This window comes from Streptococcus sp. ELY_125 (assembly GCF_058314535.1).
This window is the reverse complement of the sequence record NZ_JBZFUM010000007.1, coordinates 1-19,376: the sequence shown is the minus strand read 5'-3', so window position 1 is coordinate 19,376 and position 19,376 is coordinate 1. Positions and strand designations below refer to the sequence as shown.

Genomic DNA, 19,376 nt, shown 5'->3' with positions numbered 1-19,376 from the left:
CAATTAATTGAAAATATCTTCTAATATAACCTCCCTGTACTGTAAAGTCTGCCACAGAGATGGGGCCTTCTCTCCTATAATCGCTTGCCACTTCACCATCAATTCATCTAAACTATAAGGATTGTTAGGAGAGCCTTTAGGAAATTGAACTTTGGCAGTCACCTTTGAGCCAGTCGATAACGTAAGGGTGACTTCTGCTGGACGTTCATCAGTCTGAGCCAAGGGGAGAGGATGACGACGCTTAATTTTGGGTAAAAAGTCTTTAAAAGATTGCAACACAGGCTTAGCGCTAAAATCATTTTCGGTGGCTTCGCCCTTGGTCAGTCCTAGCCAAACAATGTATTCTGCAGAAAACTTGCCTTCTAACCCTGTCTTAGGACTTGTCTTTGTCAGAGCCAGATCGCCCTTTTCCGGGAAACCAATCTCAACGGCTATAATATCTGACGGAGAAATTTTTTTGGTATATAGTTCAAGAGAAGCATCGTATGCTGAATTTGCAGCCGAGCAAAATGAGGTTCGCTTAAACCAAAGTCCAGGCTTAAGTATCTGAGGTGGCGAAAACCAGTGTTGATTAACCAGCGAGAAGTCTAGCTGGCCACCAATAATTTGCGGCCACCCTTTGGGACTATCAAAGATATCAACATTAGCTGTGAGGCCTGAACTGGCCAAATGATAGGCATTGACCGCACGTTGAGCAGCCCAGCCAGCGTTTAAAGGCTTACCATCAGTACCTTCCTGAAGGAGATAGCCACTAGTTTGATTTATGGCTAGGGACATAAGCATCGCAGCCTCATCACCACTTACGCGTTTTAATTTAACAATAGCTAGTGCTGCTGCTAAAGTTCCAATCGTCGCTGTCGAATGCCAGCCCATCTCTGCATGCTGCGGTTGAAGTTGCTGTCCCACTAAACCCGCAGCTTCAACTCCTGTAAGGTAAGCCAGCAAAAAATCTTCAAGGTCACTCTGGGCATCCGCGACAGCAAACAAGGCAGAAAAGATAACACTGGAGGGATGTCCTCGATAATTGGCTTGGACATCATCTAAATCATCATAGTGGGCAGCCATACCTAAGAGCAAGGCAGCGCTCTCTCTTGCAGCCCTATTCTCACTTGCTGCCCATAAATTTTTAAAAGAAAAATCTTCCTGCTGATAAAAGCGGTGCAGGGCGCTCACATGTGGGTGTCTGCTCCCTTTGTAGTAACAGGCGAGATAATCCATCAAGGCTAGACGCGCTTGATATAGACTAGACGTCAACTCATCTGAAACCAGAGGCTTCTCTAAACAATCAATCAGCTGATAAATGTGAGGTCGTAAATCTTTCATAGACTTGCAGCACCCTTTCCAAACCTTCTAAAATTGTTTGACTATCAGTCACTAAACTGATACGAACGTATCCCCTCCCCGATGGACCAAAAACACTGCCAGGGATAAGGGCAACATACTCTTGTTCCAGAAGTTCTCGTACAAATTCCTGATCGTCTACCCCTTGGGGTAATTTGAGCCAAAGAAAAAAGGTTCCATCAGATTCGTATACAGGCAATTGGTGCTGCTTTAAGAAATCCACAGCCAATCTCTGCCTTTTCCGATAGAGAGCCCTTAAGCTGGCCCGCTGATCTTGTGTATGGTTCAAAGCATACTCGGCTGCATCCTGAACTGCGCCAAAAGTCCCACCAACAGAGTTTTTTATATAATCAGCTAGTAGAGCAATTATAGTTTTGTTCCCCACAGCGTAGCCTATCCTCCAGCCGGCCATATTAAAGGTCTTGGAGAGCGATGCCACTTCTACACCAATTTCTTTAGCGCCCTTGGCCTGTAAAAAACTAGGAGCAGGTTCTGTGAAATTAATATCGCCATAAGCAAAATCATGTACAACAAGAATATTATACTGTTTGGCAAAAGCAACTGTCTCTTCAAAAAAAGAAAGAGGGGCTCCGGCACCAGTTGGATTGTTTGGATAATTTAAAAACATCAATTTGCTTCGTTTTAAAACATCATCAGGAATATCGCCATATTTGGGCAAGAATTTATTATCTTCTAGCAAGGGCAAGGGGTAGACATCAGCCCCGGCCATTTTAATACCTGTGTCATAGGCAAAAAATGCGGGATCTGGTGTCAAAGCAAAATCCTGAGGATCCATTAAAGCCATCGGCAAAGCTGTCAGACTGGCTAGAGAACCGCTAAAAACAGTCACTTCGTCGCTAGTCAAGGAAACGTGATATTCTCGTTTATAATAATCAATAATAGCTTCCTTTAAACTTAATTTCCCACCATAAGGAGGGTAACCTTGATTTTCTGGCTTTTGAACAGCTTTCTGCATGTATTTTACAATTTCAGGAAAGGTAGCTTGGTCTGGATTGCCTCGACCCAGATTGATCACTTTTTTCCCATCGCCCTTCAACTTTCGAATAATCTCCTGCTGCTGCGAGGTATAGTGAGCTTGTTTACTGGCCATTCGTTGAGAAGCACTAATTTTAATAGCCATAGCTGCCCTCCTTTAATTGCTGAATGACACTGGCAATCTCCCCTATTGTGGCATCAGGAAAAATTGTTCGAAAACGATAATCCTCAGGCCTAGCCAGATAAGGTACCAATGCTTCGATAGCAGCCTCATCTGTCAAACCTAAATCAGCCAAGGACAGGGGCAAACCGAGTTGGCGATAATAAGTGACAATTTCTCGAGTTAATTCCCGATTGCCTTCCAGTAAAACCTGAAAAAGATTCCCCAAGGCTACAATTTCACCATGTGTACTACGATCGGTCGGTTTAACTTTGACATACGCATTGTGAAAAGCGTGGGCAGCAACACTCATACCATCTTTATCAGCAATACCATCTACTGAGGCAGCTACTAGAAAAATTGTGTCGATAAAATTGATGAGAGCTTTTCCAGTCAATGACTGGTAGTCTGTCACGCTCAACATCTCACGCCGGCACAGCTCAATATAAAAACGCCCAATCTCTATTGATAACAGATCTGCCTTATCATTTGTCAACCGTCGCCGAATCTCATAAAATTTTGCTAGAGTATCACCAATCCCTGACAGTACATAGGAACGTGGTGAACGCACCAACAATTCAGGATCCAGTAAGACGACATCGACACTTTTATTATGCCTCACGTTATCAATTTTTTCGTGGGTTTGTGAATAGATGATACTCTTTGTGGTCAAGGCAGCACAATTTGATGGCACTGTCTGAGAAGCTATGATTGGAATTTTCAGGTGATCTGAAACCATTTTGGCTGTATCCATTAACTGTCCACCGCCAAAAGCAAGAATAGCATCATGCTCTTGAAAAATTTCCACAAGGCGGTCAATTTCTTCAAAAGTACAATTGCCCTCAAAGTAAGTCAGAGGATAGATTTCCAGAAACCTATCTGGGAGATAGTCTTTTATAACTTGGTAAACAGTTGTGTCCGTTAAGATCCGGGGATTTTTTAAACTATATCTATCAATAATCTCAGGCAGCTGCGCCAGAGCCCCTGGCTCATTGATATATTCCGAAGGGCTGAGTCGGATTATTCTATTTACCATAATTAGCCTCCAAAATACTCTAACAAATACAGAGCATTTTCTACGTAGTAATTTACCGCGACAGGAAGGGCCTCATCCTTGACCAAAAAATCATCATGATGCCAGTCAGGAGCTCCATCTGTCCCATTAGAGCCAATAAAAGCGAAGACACCCGGAACTTTTTCCTGATAAGCAGCAAAATCTTCACCTCCCGTAGAAGGTAGAACGCTGAGAACCTCCGCAAATGTCTTGGAATTCTCAAAGATCAGCGGTGTTAAAGTTTCATCGTTATAGGTTACTCTTGGTGAATTTCCCCATGTAATCTCTGCTCGAGCACCAAATTGCGCTGCCGTTTGCTCTACGATGGCGGTAAAGCGCGCGATCACCTTTTCTCGAATTTCAGGACTAAAAGTGCGAATAGTCCCTTCAAAGAAACCAGTATCTGGTAGAACATTCCAGGTTGTTCCAGCATCTATATGCGTAACCGAAAGAACTGCAGAGTCAAAAGGAGATACGGTACGAGAGATGATAGACTGCAAATTGTTTACGATACTTGTAATCGTTAAAATTGTGTCGACCCCTAAATCTGGGCGGGCAGCATGACCACTAATGCCTGTGATGCTCACCTCAAATTGTTCTACTCCTGCCATAATAGCCTGGGGGCGCAGTCCAATTTGTCCTGGTTTTAGGTGGGGATTATTATGATAACCAATAATAGCGGCTACATCATCCAGACCACCAGCAGCTATCACTTGATGCGCGCCTTGAAAATTTTCTTCAGCAGGCTGAAAAATGAGGCGCAGAGTCCCTTTGAGCTCTTTTTCCCTAGCTTTTAGTAATTCGGCTGCTCCTAGGAGACTGGTTTGGTGCAAGTCATGCCCACAAGCATGCATGGCACCGTCATTCTTACTAGCATAATCCAATCCCGTTCGTTCGTGGATAGGAAGGGCATCTATATCAGCTCGCAGAGCAATGATAGGATGACCGAATCCAATTTCAGCAATTAAACCTGTTTTTAATCCACTATCAATTACCCTAACGTCCAGTTCTTCTAATTTCCTTTTTAGATAGGCTGTTGTCTCAAATTCATGCTCCGAAATCTCTGGATGCTCGTGAATATAACGGCGGATCTTCTGAAGTTTGTTATAAAATTCATCTGCCATCACAACTCCCCCTTACCAATTAAAAAAATTTATTCCCATCATATCGAAATTCCTTTTTCTTGCCTAATCTATATTTATTATTACTGAGTATAAGTTTTCTTTATATCCAAAACTTTTATGCTAAAATAAGAACACTCACAAGAAGACTACTTATGCCACCGTATTTCATATATAAGTTTGGCTCGCATTTATCATATTAAAAAAGCCCTAGCTGGGCTGCAATGCTTATGGTAATCACTAATTTTCTTATCTTGTTGAGCTCTCTGGGCCTTGCTTGTAAACGATAGGGGTTCGCCTTTCGTAAGAGCCGACAGTCTAGAAGACGAGGCTTCTGAAGTCTATTGCTAAAAGACAAACATAACAATCTTTAGAATCATTTAATGACTTAGTATCTTAGGAGGAGGTCGTGTATGAACCTTTTGCAACTGCGCTACATGGTCGCGGTAGCTGAGCATGGATCCTTAAACAAGGCTGCTATCGCCCTTTATATGACGCAACCCAATCTATCAGGTGCTATTCGCAATCTTGAAAAAGAACTGGACATTCATCTTTTTGAGCGGACTAATAGCGGTATGGTTCTAACTGAAGAAGGACAGGATTTTCTCAAGTATGCCAAACGTATTCTAGGTGAAGTCAAACTTCTGGAAGAACGCTACCAGAAAGATTATCTCAAAAGTTTTACCGTCTCTAGTCACCACTATGACTTTCTGTCAGAACCATTGGCCTATGTTTCGGAAGTTTATGAAGATGACTATCAGGATTTTCAATTAATTGAGACAACCACTCGCCAAATTTTAGAAAGTGTTGCCTCCTACGAAAGTGATTTAGGCATTATCTACCTCAATGATGAAAATCGACGTTTTCTTACACGCCATATAGCCGATTTGGGATTGGAGTTCACATCCCTGGGAGATTTCAAAACACGCATCTTTTTAGGTAAGGATCATCCGCTGGCAGACCAAGAGGTCATCAGCGAGGAAGATTTGACGACCTACCCACAGATTCGTTTTCAGCAGGAAAAAACTGGTATGCATTTTGACGAGGATCCTTTAGAAATCAACCACTATCAAAAAATTATCTATTCCAATGACCGCGGAACTGTCATGAATCTGCTGCGGGCTTCTGAGGCTTACGCTTCTGGCCTTGGTATCGTTAATAGCTTTATGCGTGAACAGATTGTGCTTATTCCTTTAAAAGACAGCCCCTTGCATACACTGGGCTACGTCCGGCCAAAAAAAGCTAAAAATGCTGCTATTATCGATACCTTCATCACTCAAGTCCAAAGGAGCTTGGCTGAATTTAGGGATCACGAAGAAAACAATTAAGAGAAAAAAGCCGGTATTCGGTATTAAAGTAATTTATCCTAAGTTCTATAAAAGTAGATGCCTGTGGATAAGACAAGTAAAAACAGACTTCTCCTAGTTCTTTTCAGAAGAAGTCTGTTTTTAAAGTTCGTTTCGCTTTTTACTACATAGATAACTGACTTGCTCTTAAAGGGGGACGATTGTTCCATTGCCCTCCGCATCAAAATGGTAGGTTACTCCGCCAATAGTTAGGGTCATATTGCGGACACGTTCACCAGTGTCAGGTGCATAGTAGCGAGTTACACCATTTTCTTTAACGAGCTCTCCCTTGACTTGCCGGCCATCATGACGGAAATAAACAGATAAGCCGTCAATGGTCTGCTCGCCTGTCAAGGCATAGCCCTCTGTACCGAAATAATAAGTGTTGCCATTCTTTTCAACATAGCGGTTTTTCCAAGCTATTCCTGTTTCTGGATCCATATAATAAATATGGCTGCTGCCCGGAATCGGATCGTTATAGTCAAGAGCGTAGGCTAGGTCACCTCGCACTTGCGCTCCACTGTGGTACTTTCTGGTTGGTGAACCAAAGTAATAAATATTACCATCAATAATCTGAAGATCTGTTACTCTTTGTCCCTTCTCATTAACATAGTAACGATAACCTTCCCGCGTTTGGATAAACCTCGGAGTCCCTGCCACATCCGTTACTTGCGCACCAGTATCAGCATCATAGTACTGGCCGGTATCGCCGTAACCGGAGAATTCTCCTTTAGCTTGCCGACCATCCGCAAAGAAGTAGACCTTAACACCGTCAATCGTCTGTGCTCCGGTTAGCTTATCTCCCTTTTCATCTACGTAATACCAGTTTCCATCATGCTTTACATAACGCTTAGTCAGCATAGCCCCGCTGTTTTTATCATAATAGTGACCATCGACTGCAAAATCACCCTTGATTTGCTCACCTTGATCGTTAAAGTAAAGCTTTGCCTGATTAACAATTTGAGCACCCGTGACACGTGCACCATTACTGTCATAATATACCCAAACATTATTGCCAGCTTGGCGGAAACGATCGGCCCATTTTTGACCATTATCTTCATCAAAATAGTAGAGACTACCATCAAGTTCTACTTCTTTACCTTTAGCTTGGACACCTCTATCATCAAAATAATAAGTGTGACCATCTATAACTTGAAGACCAGTAAGATTATTGCCTTTTTCATCTACATAATACCAATTTCCTTGGTCATCACCGTGAAAACCTTGATGGAGAGGCTCACTAGTGGCTGTCAAAGGAGAAGCATCTCTTTCGGTAGTTGCTTTAGTATTAGCGTCAGTTGCTATTTGACTACTGGTATCGGTTTTAGCCACAACTACTCCCTGCTGTTCTGCCGTTTCACTAGTAGACGCAGAAGGGGTATCACTGGCAACTTCACTAGAACTGGCTTTTTCGGCCGCTTCTCTATCGCCGAAATTTTCGCTGGATATTGTCTGTGTTACAGGCTGGGAGGTCTGAGCCACTGCAGTCTCTGCGCTGGAGGCTTCCGTTTGAGGTTGAGTTGTCGGTACCTTTTCGCTAAGAGCTGCTTCTTTAAGATTGGCAACTGTTTCAGCCCCTTTATCGGTATCCGATGACAGGGTATCTGCAGAAGCAGGATCTGCAGCAAAGGTTGCGGCAGCCGCTAGGGCTGTTACGCATGATAACTCGACTAGGTGTTTTTTGGCAAATTGCCAAGATGATAGTGTAACATTCTTCATAATTTAATCCCTTTCTTTAGAGACATTATAAAGAAAAATTTAACAATTGCAAGCACTTTCTGAAATATTGGAATTTTTTGTCTTTTCCTATTTAATGAGTAGGTCTCAACAGTTAAAATTACGGTTCAAAAATTTAAGTCCCTGACTAGGCAATTTTAGACACTGCTTTTATTTATTTCGAGATCAATTCCTGACAAAGGATAATAGTGAATTGCACCCCATCTAGTAGATCTTTTGTCTAACTTTTGGAAGGCCATTCAGCTCAATACAAAACTTGCTTCTTGGCATAAATTAACTGTCCAACTTTTTGGGGGTCAGTCCATAGTGGGAAAACTTTTATTTTTTCAATTGTGAACCATAACGGATAAAGTCGGCCAATTCTTCCTTTTGATGTTCATGCAGACCTTTAACGATTTTTGTTCCAACAATAACACCATCTGATACCTGATTAAAGCGAACAATATCATCTTTACTAGATACACCAAAACCAGTTAAAACAGGAATCTGAGCCGCTTGGTGGAGACGAGCCAGATGACTGTCTAAATCATTGCGGTAGGAACCAGATTTTCCAGTCACCCCATTGATTGCTACAGCATAGATAAAACCTTCTGCATCATCAATCAAGAGTTCTTGGCGCTCTAGGCCTGTAGTCAGACTGACCAAGGGAACTAAAGCAATATCTGTTCCTTTTAGATAAGGCTTGAGCAGATTTTCATTTTCGTGAGGCAAATCCGGAATAATCAGCCCTTTAACAGATGTATCCGCCAGCGCTTGAATAAAGGCTTTTATCCCATATTGGTAGACAGGGTTAAGGTAGGTCATGATGATGAGAGGAACTGCAGTGGCTTCTTCCTGCAGTTTGTTAATAACTGCTGTCAGGGTTGTTCCCTTAGCCAAGCTACGCTGACCTGCTAATTCTATAACTGGACCATCCGCAACCGGATCGGACCAAGGAATCCCAACTTCAATAGCCGAAGCCCCATTGGCTTTTAAAAAATCCAGTGTTTCAAACAAACCATCTAGCCCCTTATCATGATCACCGGCCATGATATAAGGAACAAAGATGCCCTTACCTTGATCCTTAACAGTTTGTAACGTCTTGGTTAATGTTTTACTCATCTTCTGCCCCCTTCTTTCTGTGCTTCCAAACGCTCTTTAACCTGTACGACATCTTTGTCACCTCTACCCGATAGACACACGATAATAGATTGGTCTGAATCCATATCTTTAGCAATCTTTTGTGTTAAAGCAATAGCATGGCTGGACTCCAATGCGGGAATAATTCCTTCCAAACGCGATAAGAGCTGGAAAGCTTCTAATGCTTCTTGATCAGTGATAGCGTAGTAGCTGGCACGGCCTAGCTCTTTGAAATGCGAATGCTCTGGTCCAATACCGGGATAGTCTAAACCAGCAGAGATCGAAAAGGCCTCCATAATTTGACCGTGAGCATCTTGAAGAACATCGATAAGCGCTCCGTGTAAAATACCAGGGCGACCTTTTGCGAAGGTAGCCGCATGCTTTTGCGTATCTAATCCCAGACCGGCCGCTTCTGCTCCATACATAGCTACTTCTTGGTCATTGACAAAAGGATGAAAAAGTCCAATAGCATTTGACCCACCACCAATACAGGCAAGAACCGCATCTGGCAAACGGCCATCAGAGATAGCAGCGTACTGACGCTTGGCTTCCCGACCAATCACCGACTGAAAATCACGGACAATCTCTGGAAATGGAGCTGGCCCTAATGCCGAACCCATAACATAGTGGGTATCATCAATGTTAGCAACCCAAGCTCGAAGGGCTGCATTTACGGCATCTTTCAGGACACGCGAACCGTCAGTAACAGCGTGCACCTTGGCTCCTAAAAGTTCCATTCGAAAGACATTCAAAGCCTGACGCTTAACATCTTCTTCTCCCATATAGATGGTACATTCCATATCAAAGAGGGCTGCAGCCGTTGCTGTAGCGACTCCGTGCTGACCTGCACCTGTTTCGGCAATAATTTTTTGCTTGCCCATACGTTTTGCCAGCAGCACTTGTCCTAAGGCATTGTTAATCTTATGAGCTCCTGTATGATTTAAATCCTCACGTTTAAGGTAAATCTTCGCGCCACCAATGTGTTTAGTCAGGCGCTCAGCATAATACAGGGGAGTCTCGCGACCTACATAATCTTTCAAAAGGGCATCCAACTCTCCTTGGAAAGCTGGATCTTTTTGGGCAGCTCGATAAGCTTCCTCTAACTCAATAATCGCTGTCATCAGGGTTTCCGGAACAAACTGACCGCCATAAGTTCCGAAAAATCCCTTGGTATCTGGTCCTTGATATGTCATGCTTTCACTCTTTCTATAAACTGTCTAATTTTTGCTAAATCCTTAATGCCATTTGTTTCAACACCTGATGAAACATCAACTGCATAAGGCTGGAAAATCGCTATGGCATCCTTCACATTCGCACTTGTCAATCCTCCAGCAATAAAGTAGGGAAGCTCTATGCCATGGATATCCAACTGCTGCCAATCAAAAGTCTTCCCTGATCCAGAAACTGGAGCATCAAAGAGAAGGAAGTCCGCATTTATTTGATAATCGTCAATTGACCCAGGATGCATCCTGTCCCTACACTTACCTTTAGTTTTTCCCGCTCTACCTTTTTCTGCCGAAACCGGCAGCGCTCTAATAATAGGAAGAGAAACTTGATTCACAATTGCCTCATCTAACTGTCCATGGATTTGTACCATATCCAGAGGTACTGTCGCAATAGCCTTTTCTAATTCTGTCAAGCTGGGACTGACAAACACTCCTACTTTACCCACCCTATCTGGAATTACTTGAGCTAGTTGTTTGGCTCTATCCAGACTAATCTGACGCCTGCTTGAGGCAAAAACAAAACCAATAAAATCCGCACCTGCTCCCACAGCTGTCTCCACAGCCTCTACGGTAGACAGTCCGCATATTTTAACCTTTGTCAACTTGCAACTCCTTTACTTTTGCTGATAAATTATTTGAGGTCATCAAGGCTGTACCAACAAGGACAGCATTGACATAAGGGGCTACCTGCTCAACATCTTGACCAGTGAAGAAACCTGACTCGGACACATAAACAGGAGCTGTTTTAAAATGATCAGCCAAAACTTGTGTTGTCTCCAAACTGACTTTAAAGCTAACCAAATCTCGGTTGTTAACCCCGATAATTTTAGCCCCTAGACGGTGAGCAATCGCTAACTCCTTGGCATTATGGGTTTCCACCAGCACTTCAAGTCCCAGTTTATTAGCAAAAGCATAAAGTTCTTTCAAGCGTTCCTCTGCTAAGGCTGCCACGATCAGCAAAATGACAGTGGCACCAGCGTTGCGACTGCGAATAATCTGTTTTTCATCAATAATGAAATCCTTGGCTAAGGTCGGAATACCGACAGCCTTAGAAATCTGACGCAGATAGTTAATATCTCCCTTAAAAAATTGAGGATCAGTCAGAACCGATATCATGCTGGCTCCTGCTGTTTCGTAAGACTTAGCCTGAGCCAGAACATCTACATCAGGATTGATATCTCCGAGGCTAGGACTGGCTTTTTTTACTTCAGCAATGATCTGTACCCTGTCCTGATGAGTTTGTAAGAACTCATAAAACGAATAAGTCTGGCGCAAAGGCTTTATATCTTCTAGCGCTAACTGGGCGACCTCTTGCTCTTTTTCCTTTAAAATGCGGGGTAAAAATGTCTGATTCATACCTGTACCTCTTGTAATTGACGTAATTTAGCCAAGGCTGACCCATCAGCCAAAAGCTGGCGTGCTAAGGCTATACCCTTTTGAATAGTAGCAACTTTGCCATTGGCGTAGAAACCTAGGCCTGCATTGAGAACTGTTGTTTCTAAATAAGGACTGTCTTCATCCTTAAGGACACTCAACAAAATTTCAGCATTTTCTCTGGCATCACCCCCGCGAATATCCGCTAATTCGACTTTTGGCATTCCTAAATCTCGATAAGAGAACTGACCCTGACTAATCTGGCCATTCTCCAATAAAGTATAGGTATTTTGTCCGTAGAGAGCTGCTTCATCCATGTGATCAGGCCCCGTTATAACCATGGCACGCTTACGCCCTAGCTTTTGCATAACTTGAACAGCCATTTTCTGTAATTCTTCACGATAGATCCCCATCAATTGTGTCTCCAAGTCAAGTGGGTTAGCCAAGGGACCGACAAGATTCATCACTGTTGGGATTCCCAAGGCTTTTCTAGCCGGACCTATGAAGCGCATGGCAGGGTGCATACTTTGCGCAAAGATAAAAGCGAGCCCTACCTGATCCAGGGCCTTTGCCAAAGTCTCTGGACTAGCGGCAATATTGATACCTAAGGCTTCCAGCACATCGGCTGAACCTGATTTCGATGAAATCGAACGATTTCCAGCCTTAGCAACCCTAATGCCGCCTGCCGCTAAAACGAATGAGACCGTCGTTGAGATATTAAAGCTATAAGATTGATCGCCCCCTGTCCCACAATTGCACATGGCATCTGTGAACACCTCAGGCAGTACAAGGGCATGTGCTTTAAGCGCCTGAACAATCCCTGTAATCTCATCTGCCGTCTCTCCTTTAACCGCCAGTCCTAGTAGAAAAGCGGCAATCTGACTTTCAGTCAGCTGATCCTGCAGAATAGCATCAAAGAGGCCTTTTACTTCGTCTTGTGTTAAATCTTCCTGTCTGCTTAATTCTTGATATATCTGCTTTAATGATTCCATTGCTGTCTCCTTATTTATCTTAGCTGACTAAGCGGACAAAATTTTCAATCATCCGCAAACCGTCTGGTGTCCCAATACTTTCTGGGTGAAATTGAAGTCCGTAAATTGGCCACTTTTTATGCTGTATAGCCATAATCTCATCGTCATCTCTAGTCTTAGCTGTTACGACAAAATCTCTGGGTAGATCTTCAATAACAATTGAGTGGTAACGCATGATGGGAACAGTTTGGTTCAAACCTGTAAAAAGAGGTGAGTCCTCAATAAGCTCCATGTCGCTTTGCTTACCGTGCATGACCTGTTTAGCAAGACCCAAGTGTCCGCCAAAGGCCTCTGCTAGGGCCTGATGCCCCAAGCAGATCCCCAACATGGGCTTAGATCCGGCAAAACGCTTAATTATATCTTCCATCTCACCTGCTTCTACCGGCCAGCCGGGGCCAGGAGAAAAAACCAAGGCTTGAGCTTGCTCTGCTTTTTCTAGCAGCCTATCAGCATCATTTCGCACGACTTCTATATCTGCAAATGCACCTAGATACTGTGCTAAATTATAGGTAAAGGAATCATAGTTATCAATTAATAGAATCATAGCTGATCTCCTATTTTGGTCATAGCCTTTGCTTTATTAATGGTTTCATAAAATTCATTTTCCGGTTGACTGTCATAGACAATCCCTGCCCCAGCTTGAACGTAAGCTTTATGATCTTTAAGAATCATTGTCCTGATAGCGATAGCAAAATCCATATCACCCGTTGCTGATAGATAGCCAATAGCTCCAGCGTAAATGCCGCGCTTTTCTTCTTCCAGCTCGTAAATTCGCTTCATGGCTCGGATCTTAGGGGCTCCTGAAACAGTACCAGCTGGTAGGGTAGATTTAAGGGCCTCCATAGCTGTCAAATTAGGCAGGAGCTTCCCCTTGACAACACTGGTTAGGTGCATGACATAGCGGAAATACTCTACCTCCATCAGTTTGGTAATACAGACACTGCCTACCTGAGCTATTTTGCCAATATCATTGCGTCCCAGATCAACTAACATACGGTGCTCAGATGTTTCCTTAGCGTCACTAGACAAGTCCTGAGCCAGACAGATATCCTCTTGTTCGTTTTTCCCCCGTGGCCTAGTTCCAGCGATCGGATTAGTTGTAACCACGCCATTTCTAACAGAAACTAGACTTTCCGGACTGGCCCCAATCACCTGATACTGACCAAAATCATAAAAGTAAAGATAGTTAGAAGGACTAGTCACCCTTAAATGACGATAGTAATCAAGCGGATCACCACTAAAATCAGCTGAAAAACGCTGGCTAAGCACACATTGGAACATATCACCTTGACGAATCAAATCTTTGGCTTGAGCCACCATTGTTTCAAAATGCTCCTTTTGAATATGGTTCTTAAAATTTAAAGCTTGCAAATCTTGGGGGGAAAACTCATTGGGTGCTGCTGTCTGTAAGTCATCAATAACCTTAGTCAGGGCTAGACGCTGTTCATCAAGCGAGCGTTGACTATAGTTGTTATCCTCAACGACGTAAACCTTTTCTTTTTTATGGTCGAAAATCAGGTAAGATTCATAGACAAAAAATTGCATATCCGGTGTTCCAATAGTATCTTGAGGAAGCATCCCAATATTTTCATAGAGACTAATCATATCATAGCCGACAAATCCAATTGCACCGCCAGCAAAAGGAAGATCACTACTTTGCCCTGTCACTGTTAGCTCGTGAAGGTAGTCAAAGGGGTCTTGAGCAATCGGCTGATCATTGCAGGTTAGCTGACCGTGATTGTAGATAACATTATAGACCGGATTGTAAGCAATAATTGAAAAACGAGCATTCTCCTTTTCACGTGGAATGGACTCCAAAATCACCTTATGCTCACCTTGCACGCGCATGTAAGCAAGAATTGGGGTTAAAATATCAGCATTTAATACCTTTTTCATGATTAATCTCACTTTCTATCCATCTCATTGGTGTTGCTATTGACTGGCGACTCTAAAGCAGTGAAGGCTTCAATCATAACTTGCCAGATAGCAAGCGCAATATCTGCTGATAGTCCTAATTCTTCTGCCTCCTGCTGCCTGCTTAGAAGGGCTTGCTTCACTCGCTCAGAGGCAGTGACAGCTCTTTTGCTTCCGACAGGTTTTAGCCACCCAATTCTCTCGACTATCTGCTGACGCTGTGCTAAAAGGATTAATAAGTGATGATCTAATTGATCAATCTGATTTCGGAGTTCTTGGATATTTGTCATAACGATCACCTATATCTGAAAAATTAAATGAGTCATAGAGAAGGAGGTGAACCTATGTTTCAGCTAGTAGCCCAGACTGTTAAATGGGACTAAGGCATGTAATACAAAAACGCCCTCACGCAGACAAAAATATCCTGCATGAGGGCGTTATAGCAATAACACGGTGCCACCTCAATTGGCAGAAAGTCTTTAAACTTTTTCTGCCATCTCTATCTCCTCCAACAAGGAGCTGCACGATAAGGAGTGCCTGCCTGAAGACTATGCTTTATCTTCACCTGCTAAAATGGTAATAAAAAACCTCACACAGAAAAAAACATCTGTGTGAGGGCATTATATCAATAACGCGGTGCCACCTCAATTGGCAGAAAATCTCTACACTTCTTCTGCCGTCTCTATCTCCTCCAACAAGGAGCTGCACGATAAGGAGTGCCTACCTGAAAATTATTGTTTATTTCCATTCTAGATAATCAGCCCAATTTCGCTCCTATTAGCTACCTGTTCACAACCACCACAGGCTCTCTGAAAACTGCCAAGAGGTACTTTTCTGATTTGTAAATTATTTTACACCAATCTGAGCAGAAGTCAAGTATTTTTTAACTCTTAGCTCAGTAATTTATCAAAAATTAATACATTTCGTTGACACTACGGCATTTAGCTTCAATCTTTTTAGTTTGATGCGCTTTTGATTTAACCATTCTGTCTATTTTTTCTTGAAATAAACTTATATAGTAAGGCCGCCAGAATATAAACTAGGCCAAAAAGAAAACCAATTTTTTCGCCCCACAATCCAAAAACCATTCCTACTGCGAACCCTGCTAAAGATGTTATCATTACTGAAGTCTGAGTAAATTGCTTCATAACTCGCTCCTCTCACTTCTGTTACTAAAAAGTTCACCACCAACGAGTACAAGTAGCGGGGATCTAGGTATCCTCCAGCAGCACCTGCAGAAGCCTGAAACAGTAGCAAGTGTTAGATCGTCCGTTACTTCAAATTATTTATATGTTTATCCACAAAGTAAAAGTAGAATTACTATAAGACAACTTTTTGTTTATTTTACTTTAAATAGTAAATTAATACTCTTATTACCCATGGTGTTAGTTTCAAAAGCTTTGTCAATCAATAGAATTTAAGATTTCTAGGAAACCTCTCGCCCATTCTTTAATCTTAGCGATGACTTTTGTAAGTTGAACTCCACCTTTAGCAGGTTTCTCTTGGCCTGCCCCTTCATTATTTACCATCTGTTTATCCTTATTTTCTACCGCAGGCTGTTCTGGGACTGACGGTTGAGCTGCTGACTCAGAGAGGTGCTCTGCGAGCGCCGAAAGTGAAATCTCTTGTGACTGAAGCTCAGGGACCTGATCAATGTTTGGGCTGGCTGTTGGAAATACTTTATCATACAACTCCTGAGCTGTTCCTCCGCTTCCTACTTGCCCAGAAACAATTTGTCCTTTTTCAAGGTGAAGAATCGTCGGTGTTGCGTAGGCACCTATTTTTTGTCTCAAAAATTCTTTAGCAGCGATTGTGAAGTCAGGATCATCGGTATTGAGGTAATACACTTGGCCACCAGTTAAGTGATTAAATTCTTTTAAAACTGGTGAGAAGTCACGGCAATAATGGCAGGTGGGACGGCCAATATACAAGGTATAACCACCTTCTTCGTCATCAAACATCTGGTAGACATCGGCCATGGTGACCTTGTTAAAGTCCGCCATATTTGTCTCATATTCCTCTACAGATAGAGAGATCGGTTCAGCGGCTTCTGAGGCAGGGGCTTGAGTGTTCGAAGATGACTCGGGTGCCCTTTCTTGGCTAGATTGTGGGACTATAGTCGATTCTTCGGGAGTATCAGGCGTTTGAATTGCTTCCTCTAAAGGGGCAGATGAATGCGCTTGAGTAGGATCTGCAGCAGACGCAGACGCTGCCTCAGAGCTTGATGCTATAGTACTATCCGACTGTGTCACAGCTTCAGCCACCTGTGCTGTCTGATCACGAACTGCTGCTACAGCAACTCTTTCTGCTCCTTCTTCAGAAAGTGCAAACCTTTCCGTCGCTTCATCTGCAGAAACGACACTCCCAGCAAAGAGCAAGATACTAGCTGAAAATATTAATAATGGTTGATAGGATTTCATAGGCCTCTCCTTAATTTTTATTCAATACCTAAAATTTTTGACACCAGTTTATTTGTGGAACTGGGATTTTCAAATTTTCTTTTTAACTTCCTAAAAAATCTTAGCTAGAGCTTGACTAAGTTCTAGCTAAGAAAATAGTTAACAACTCAAGGCAGCGTAACCACCATGCGCAGCTGCCTCCAATGAGTCCCATGCCAAAAGCATATGGACCAAGATAAGCGATGCCTCTCACTAATGAAAAACTGTCGCTGAGAACAATAATAATGATTTATGAAAATTCATAAATAATTTGTTTTTCACCTTTTTTTATATAGTTTAATTAAATATAAAAGATTCCAAATAATCGCCAGAACTAATATCATACTAGCAATAAACAAAGCTGTGCGTTCAGTTGCATCGGTATCTGTAAGAGCTTTATATAAACCAATAAGTACAACCAAGGTGGAAACGATTATCACCGTAATAGTTGTTTGTTTAGGAGTAAACTGTTGTTCTTCAACCGGCTGCTTATTTAACTCTTTATAAGAGAGATAAGCTAAAGAAAATGATACTAAGGCAAGAATTCCTAGCACAATGCATAACCATACTGGACCTTTGTTATCAACTAAATAAAAAACAAAATTAGCAATACTAAAACCGAACAGGACTCCTCCAAGTCTTATAAATCTTAAATATTTTGAATCAAGTTTTGACAATTTCATATCAATACCTTTAAGACAAATAGTAAAAAGGTATCCTCAATTAGTAATTCTACAACTAAAACTACCTGAGTATACCTATTTATGCTACATTAATGCGGAAAAGCGATATTTAAAACAGCACCGGCAGCCCCACAAGCAACGAGGGTTTGTGGAAGTACGTAGGCACCTGAACTTGCACATGCTGCCACTCCTTGAGCTGCGCCGTAAGCACCTGCTAAAACAGCTTCAGAAGCTCTCTTGCCACCACCAGAAGTATTAGATAATTCTATTGCTGATAAATTTTCGAATTTATGTTCATTAAGTTTCATTTTTTTACCTACCTTTCTAATTAATGAGCAGCGCGAGCAAGAGCCCAAACACCGGTACAATATTGAGCTCCCAAAATAGCGCCCGCTGCAGTTCCTACGACTGGAAATGCAGATCCAATACCTGCCCCTGCAGCAGTACAAATTGCTGTAGCTCTTGCGAATTCACCCAGTCCAACTTGACCACCTTCAACAGCAGCGAGAGCTTCGTTGTCCATTATTTCAAACTGTTCAAATATTTTAATTATGATAAACTCCTAATTTTCAAAGAGAATCTACCATACTTTACTTTCATTACGATAGGCTTATTTATCTTTTAGCGTTCTTCTACCCTTAGAGTAGATACCAAATAGCAATAGTCCAGTTCCTACCACACCTAGAACTTTCCGCCATAATTCTGGTGAATCAAATAACAAATGAACTCCCCAAAGTGTAACGAAAAGAGCGAAAAATAATCTTAGTTTAGCGGTCATATTTATAGCGAATGCCTCCTTTGATTGTTTGTTTTATTTGGTTAGTCAACCAACACCCTTAGTATACCCAAAATTTTGGTCTGTGCACGTCTATGTCATGAACAGTCGTTTTTTCACCCTGAATGGTAATTTTTTTTCGAAAAATCGGATTTTTTACCATTCGCAACAAGAATAAATATTTCCCTATAAGTTGCCATCACCTTATTATCTTTTAAAGTAAGATTGTATATGAAAATAATGGAAGACTAATTGTAATAATAATTTTTCTCCATACTTCTTTTGAATAAACAATCGTTTTCACCCAAAAAAGAGCTGCTATTAGGATTCATAAAATTATTAACTGGGGAAAATAGGCTTAACAACAAAATTAGTAAAATACATGATCAGCACTAAAGCTATCAAATATTATTTTTTCTGAACTTAGCCTTCCTGTCCTCTTTAGCAATAATAAAATAAACATCATCATGATTACGTTATTATATATAAGATAAAACCATTTAGAATCAGCTAACGCTACACCTATGGAAAACTTCGTTAAACTAACATAAAAAGATAATTTTATTAACAATTACTTTTTCAACTTCTCAATAGTCCAGTCTAACAATGAAGCAATAGCCATCAAAAACATTAAGACAAGGTAGGTATTCATCAAAGACTCCTGCTTTATCTTGTACAATAAAAAATTTATGATAGCAAATCCTATAAAGCCAGATAGATAAATTTGTGCTGATAGGCGACTGACGTACAAACGACTAGATTTTATTTCAAAAGCTTTTGTCAAAATAAATTCCATCAATAAACAAATAAAAAACACGAATTCAAAGGCCAAAAGATGATCCATAATATCTGTCCTTTTTTGTAAACTCACACATACTTTTATGCCCATAAGAACAAGAAATAAAATAAGTAAAACGACGGTAACCTTACTTTTATTCTTAAATTGTCAAATTAAGTTGGACAGTTTCACCTGACTCAGAAAAACATGATAAGGTGTTTGATAATTTAGAGATTTTCTAGGAATCTTGTTTCTCCTATCAGCTATAGCTGATAAAATGGTT

Annotated in this window: 19 protein-coding genes, 1 pseudogene and 1 other annotated feature; of the genes and pseudogenes, 1 reads left to right on the top strand and 19 read right to left on the bottom strand. The window is 41.6% G+C overall.

Translation table 11 applies throughout. The features are described 5' to 3' along the window. Positions 1–3: 3 nt before the first annotated feature. From AC4HAL_RS04400 to AC4HAL_RS04385, 4 genes are read right to left on the bottom strand one after another with little or no spacing between them, the layout of a single operon-like run. Positions 4–1,323, bottom strand: a complete 1,320-nt coding sequence (locus AC4HAL_RS04400) for an MmgE/PrpD family protein (RefSeq protein ID WP_491093158.1) — start codon at positions 1,321–1,323, stop codon at positions 4–6. Continuing rightward, a complete protein-coding gene (locus AC4HAL_RS04395; protein ID WP_491093157.1) occupies positions 1,286–2,482 on the bottom strand; it encodes an aminotransferase class I/II-fold pyridoxal phosphate-dependent enzyme in 1,197 nt (398 codons plus the stop codon). The genes AC4HAL_RS04400 and AC4HAL_RS04395 overlap by 38 nt, the downstream gene beginning before the upstream one ends. Then, the gene (locus AC4HAL_RS04390) at positions 2,472–3,533 is read right to left on the bottom strand and encodes an iron-containing alcohol dehydrogenase family protein (RefSeq protein WP_491093156.1); all 1,062 of its coding nucleotides are present in this window, start codon (positions 3,531–3,533) and stop codon (positions 2,472–2,474) included. Before AC4HAL_RS04390 ends, AC4HAL_RS04395 begins: the two co-directional genes overlap by 11 nt. A 2-nt stretch (positions 3,534–3,535) precedes the next feature. Then, positions 3,536–4,675 (bottom strand): amidohydrolase, encoded by a 1,140-nt coding sequence (locus AC4HAL_RS04385; protein ID WP_491093155.1) that lies wholly within the window; start codon positions 4,673–4,675, stop codon positions 3,536–3,538. Positions 4,676–5,085: 410 nt separating this feature from the next. On the opposite strand from AC4HAL_RS04385, the gene AC4HAL_RS04380 reads away from it, so the two are divergent. Then, positions 5,086–6,000 carry a LysR family transcriptional regulator gene (locus tag AC4HAL_RS04380; RefSeq protein WP_491093154.1) on the top strand — a complete coding sequence of 305 codons (915 nt, stop codon included), beginning with the start codon at positions 5,086–5,088 and terminating at the stop codon, positions 5,998–6,000. Between the two features lie 165 nt (positions 6,001–6,165). On the opposite strand, the gene AC4HAL_RS04375 is transcribed toward AC4HAL_RS04380, so the two are convergent. The 15 genes and pseudogenes from AC4HAL_RS04375 to AC4HAL_RS04305 all read right to left on the bottom strand — a co-directional run. After that, complete coding sequence (locus AC4HAL_RS04375; protein ID WP_491093153.1) at positions 6,166–7,737, bottom strand: hypothetical protein; 1,572 nt, start codon at positions 7,735–7,737, stop codon at positions 6,166–6,168. A 336-nt stretch (positions 7,738–8,073) separates the two neighbouring features. After that, entirely contained in the window at positions 8,074–8,856 is a 783-nt protein-coding gene (gene trpA, locus AC4HAL_RS04370; protein ID WP_491093152.1) for a tryptophan synthase subunit alpha, read from the bottom strand. Further along, positions 8,853–10,067 (bottom strand): tryptophan synthase subunit beta, encoded by a 1,215-nt coding sequence (gene trpB, locus AC4HAL_RS04365; RefSeq protein ID WP_491093151.1) that lies wholly within the window; start codon positions 10,065–10,067, stop codon positions 8,853–8,855. Before trpB ends, trpA begins: the two co-directional genes overlap by 4 nt. After that, entirely contained in the window at positions 10,064–10,702 is a 639-nt protein-coding gene (locus AC4HAL_RS04360) for a phosphoribosylanthranilate isomerase (RefSeq protein ID WP_491093150.1), read from the bottom strand. Before AC4HAL_RS04360 ends, trpB begins: the two co-directional genes overlap by 4 nt. Further along, positions 10,689–11,456 (bottom strand): indole-3-glycerol phosphate synthase TrpC, encoded by a 768-nt coding sequence (gene trpC / locus AC4HAL_RS04355; RefSeq protein WP_491093149.1) that lies wholly within the window; start codon positions 11,454–11,456, stop codon positions 10,689–10,691. The genes AC4HAL_RS04360 and trpC overlap by 14 nt, the downstream gene beginning before the upstream one ends. Next, complete coding sequence (trpD, locus tag AC4HAL_RS04350; protein ID WP_491093148.1) at positions 11,453–12,466, bottom strand: anthranilate phosphoribosyltransferase; 1,014 nt, start codon at positions 12,464–12,466, stop codon at positions 11,453–11,455. Before trpD ends, trpC begins: the two co-directional genes overlap by 4 nt. 19 nt (positions 12,467–12,485) lie before the next feature. Beyond that, positions 12,486–13,049, bottom strand: a complete 564-nt coding sequence (locus AC4HAL_RS04345; RefSeq protein WP_491093147.1) for an aminodeoxychorismate/anthranilate synthase component II — start codon at positions 13,047–13,049, stop codon at positions 12,486–12,488. Further along, the gene (gene trpE, locus AC4HAL_RS04340) at positions 13,046–14,401 is read right to left on the bottom strand and encodes an anthranilate synthase component I (protein ID WP_491093146.1); all 1,356 of its coding nucleotides are present in this window, start codon (positions 14,399–14,401) and stop codon (positions 13,046–13,048) included. The genes AC4HAL_RS04345 and trpE overlap by 4 nt, the downstream gene beginning before the upstream one ends. Before the next feature lie 8 nt (positions 14,402–14,409). Further along, a complete protein-coding gene (locus tag AC4HAL_RS04335; protein WP_491093145.1) occupies positions 14,410–14,709 on the bottom strand; it encodes a chorismate mutase in 300 nt (99 codons plus the stop codon). Between the two features lie 320 nt (positions 14,710–15,029). Then, positions 15,030–15,271 (bottom strand) — a binding site (T-box leader). Between the two features lie 125 nt (positions 15,272–15,396). After that, complete coding sequence (locus AC4HAL_RS04330; RefSeq protein ID WP_491093144.1) at positions 15,397–15,567, bottom strand: hypothetical protein; 171 nt, start codon at positions 15,565–15,567, stop codon at positions 15,397–15,399. A 255-nt stretch (positions 15,568–15,822) separates the two neighbouring features. Then, on the bottom strand, positions 15,823–16,839 hold the full coding sequence (locus tag AC4HAL_RS04325; RefSeq protein WP_491093143.1) for a DUF6568 family protein: 1,017 nt from the start codon (positions 16,837–16,839) through the stop codon (positions 15,823–15,825). A 296-nt stretch (positions 16,840–17,135) separates the two neighbouring features. Beyond that, positions 17,136–17,540 (bottom strand): hypothetical protein, encoded by a 405-nt coding sequence (locus AC4HAL_RS04320; RefSeq protein ID WP_491093142.1) that lies wholly within the window; start codon positions 17,538–17,540, stop codon positions 17,136–17,138. Between the two features lie 89 nt (positions 17,541–17,629). Then, complete coding sequence (locus AC4HAL_RS04315) at positions 17,630–17,848, bottom strand: bacteriocin (RefSeq protein WP_491093141.1); 219 nt, start codon at positions 17,846–17,848, stop codon at positions 17,630–17,632. Positions 17,849–17,868: 20 nt separating this feature from the next. Continuing rightward, positions 17,869–18,084 carry a Blp family class II bacteriocin gene (locus AC4HAL_RS04310; protein ID WP_491093203.1) on the bottom strand — a complete coding sequence of 72 codons (216 nt, stop codon included), beginning with the start codon at positions 18,082–18,084 and terminating at the stop codon, positions 17,869–17,871. Between the two features lie 1,177 nt (positions 18,085–19,261). Continuing rightward, positions 19,262–19,376 (bottom strand): annotated as a pseudogene (locus AC4HAL_RS04305) (IS30 family transposase); the annotation flags it as partial.

Bases quoted from the DNA above. Each gene is read 5' to 3' on its own strand.
- AC4HAL_RS04400 (WP_491093158.1), bottom strand. From the start codon at position 1,323: ATGAAAGATTTACGACCTCACATTTATCAGCTGATTGATTGTTTAGAG.
- AC4HAL_RS04395 (WP_491093157.1), bottom strand. From the start codon at position 2,482: ATGGCTATTAAAATTAGTGCTTCTCAACGAATGGCCAGTAAACAAGCT.
- AC4HAL_RS04390 (WP_491093156.1), bottom strand. From the start codon at position 3,533: ATGGTAAATAGAATAATCCGACTCAGCCCTTCGGAATATATCAATGAG.
- AC4HAL_RS04385 (WP_491093155.1), bottom strand. From the start codon at position 4,675: ATGGCAGATGAATTTTATAACAAACTTCAGAAGATCCGCCGTTATATT.
- AC4HAL_RS04380 (WP_491093154.1), top strand. From the start codon at position 5,086: ATGAACCTTTTGCAACTGCGCTACATGGTCGCGGTAGCTGAGCATGGA.
- AC4HAL_RS04375 (WP_491093153.1), bottom strand. From the start codon at position 7,737: ATGAAGAATGTTACACTATCATCTTGGCAATTTGCCAAAAAACACCTA.
- trpA (WP_491093152.1), bottom strand. From the start codon at position 8,856: ATGAGTAAAACATTAACCAAGACGTTACAAACTGTTAAGGATCAAGGT.
- trpB (WP_491093151.1), bottom strand. From the start codon at position 10,067: ATGACATATCAAGGACCAGATACCAAGGGATTTTTCGGAACTTATGGC.
- trpC (WP_491093149.1), bottom strand. From the start codon at position 11,456: ATGAATCAGACATTTTTACCCCGCATTTTAAAGGAAAAAGAGCAAGAG.
- trpD (WP_491093148.1), bottom strand. From the start codon at position 12,466: ATGGAATCATTAAAGCAGATATATCAAGAATTAAGCAGACAGGAAGAT.
- AC4HAL_RS04345 (WP_491093147.1), bottom strand. From the start codon at position 13,049: ATGATTCTATTAATTGATAACTATGATTCCTTTACCTATAATTTAGCA.
- trpE (WP_491093146.1), bottom strand. From the start codon at position 14,401: ATGAAAAAGGTATTAAATGCTGATATTTTAACCCCAATTCTTGCTTAC.
- AC4HAL_RS04335 (WP_491093145.1), bottom strand. From the start codon at position 14,709: ATGACAAATATCCAAGAACTCCGAAATCAGATTGATCAATTAGATCAT.
- AC4HAL_RS04330 (WP_491093144.1), bottom strand. From the start codon at position 15,567: ATGAAGCAATTTACTCAGACTTCAGTAATGATAACATCTTTAGCAGGG.
- AC4HAL_RS04325 (WP_491093143.1), bottom strand. From the start codon at position 16,839: ATGAAATCCTATCAACCATTATTAATATTTTCAGCTAGTATCTTGCTC.
- AC4HAL_RS04320 (WP_491093142.1), bottom strand. From the start codon at position 17,540: ATGAAATTGTCAAAACTTGATTCAAAATATTTAAGATTTATAAGACTT.
- AC4HAL_RS04315 (WP_491093141.1), bottom strand. From the start codon at position 17,848: ATGAAACTTAATGAACATAAATTCGAAAATTTATCAGCAATAGAATTA.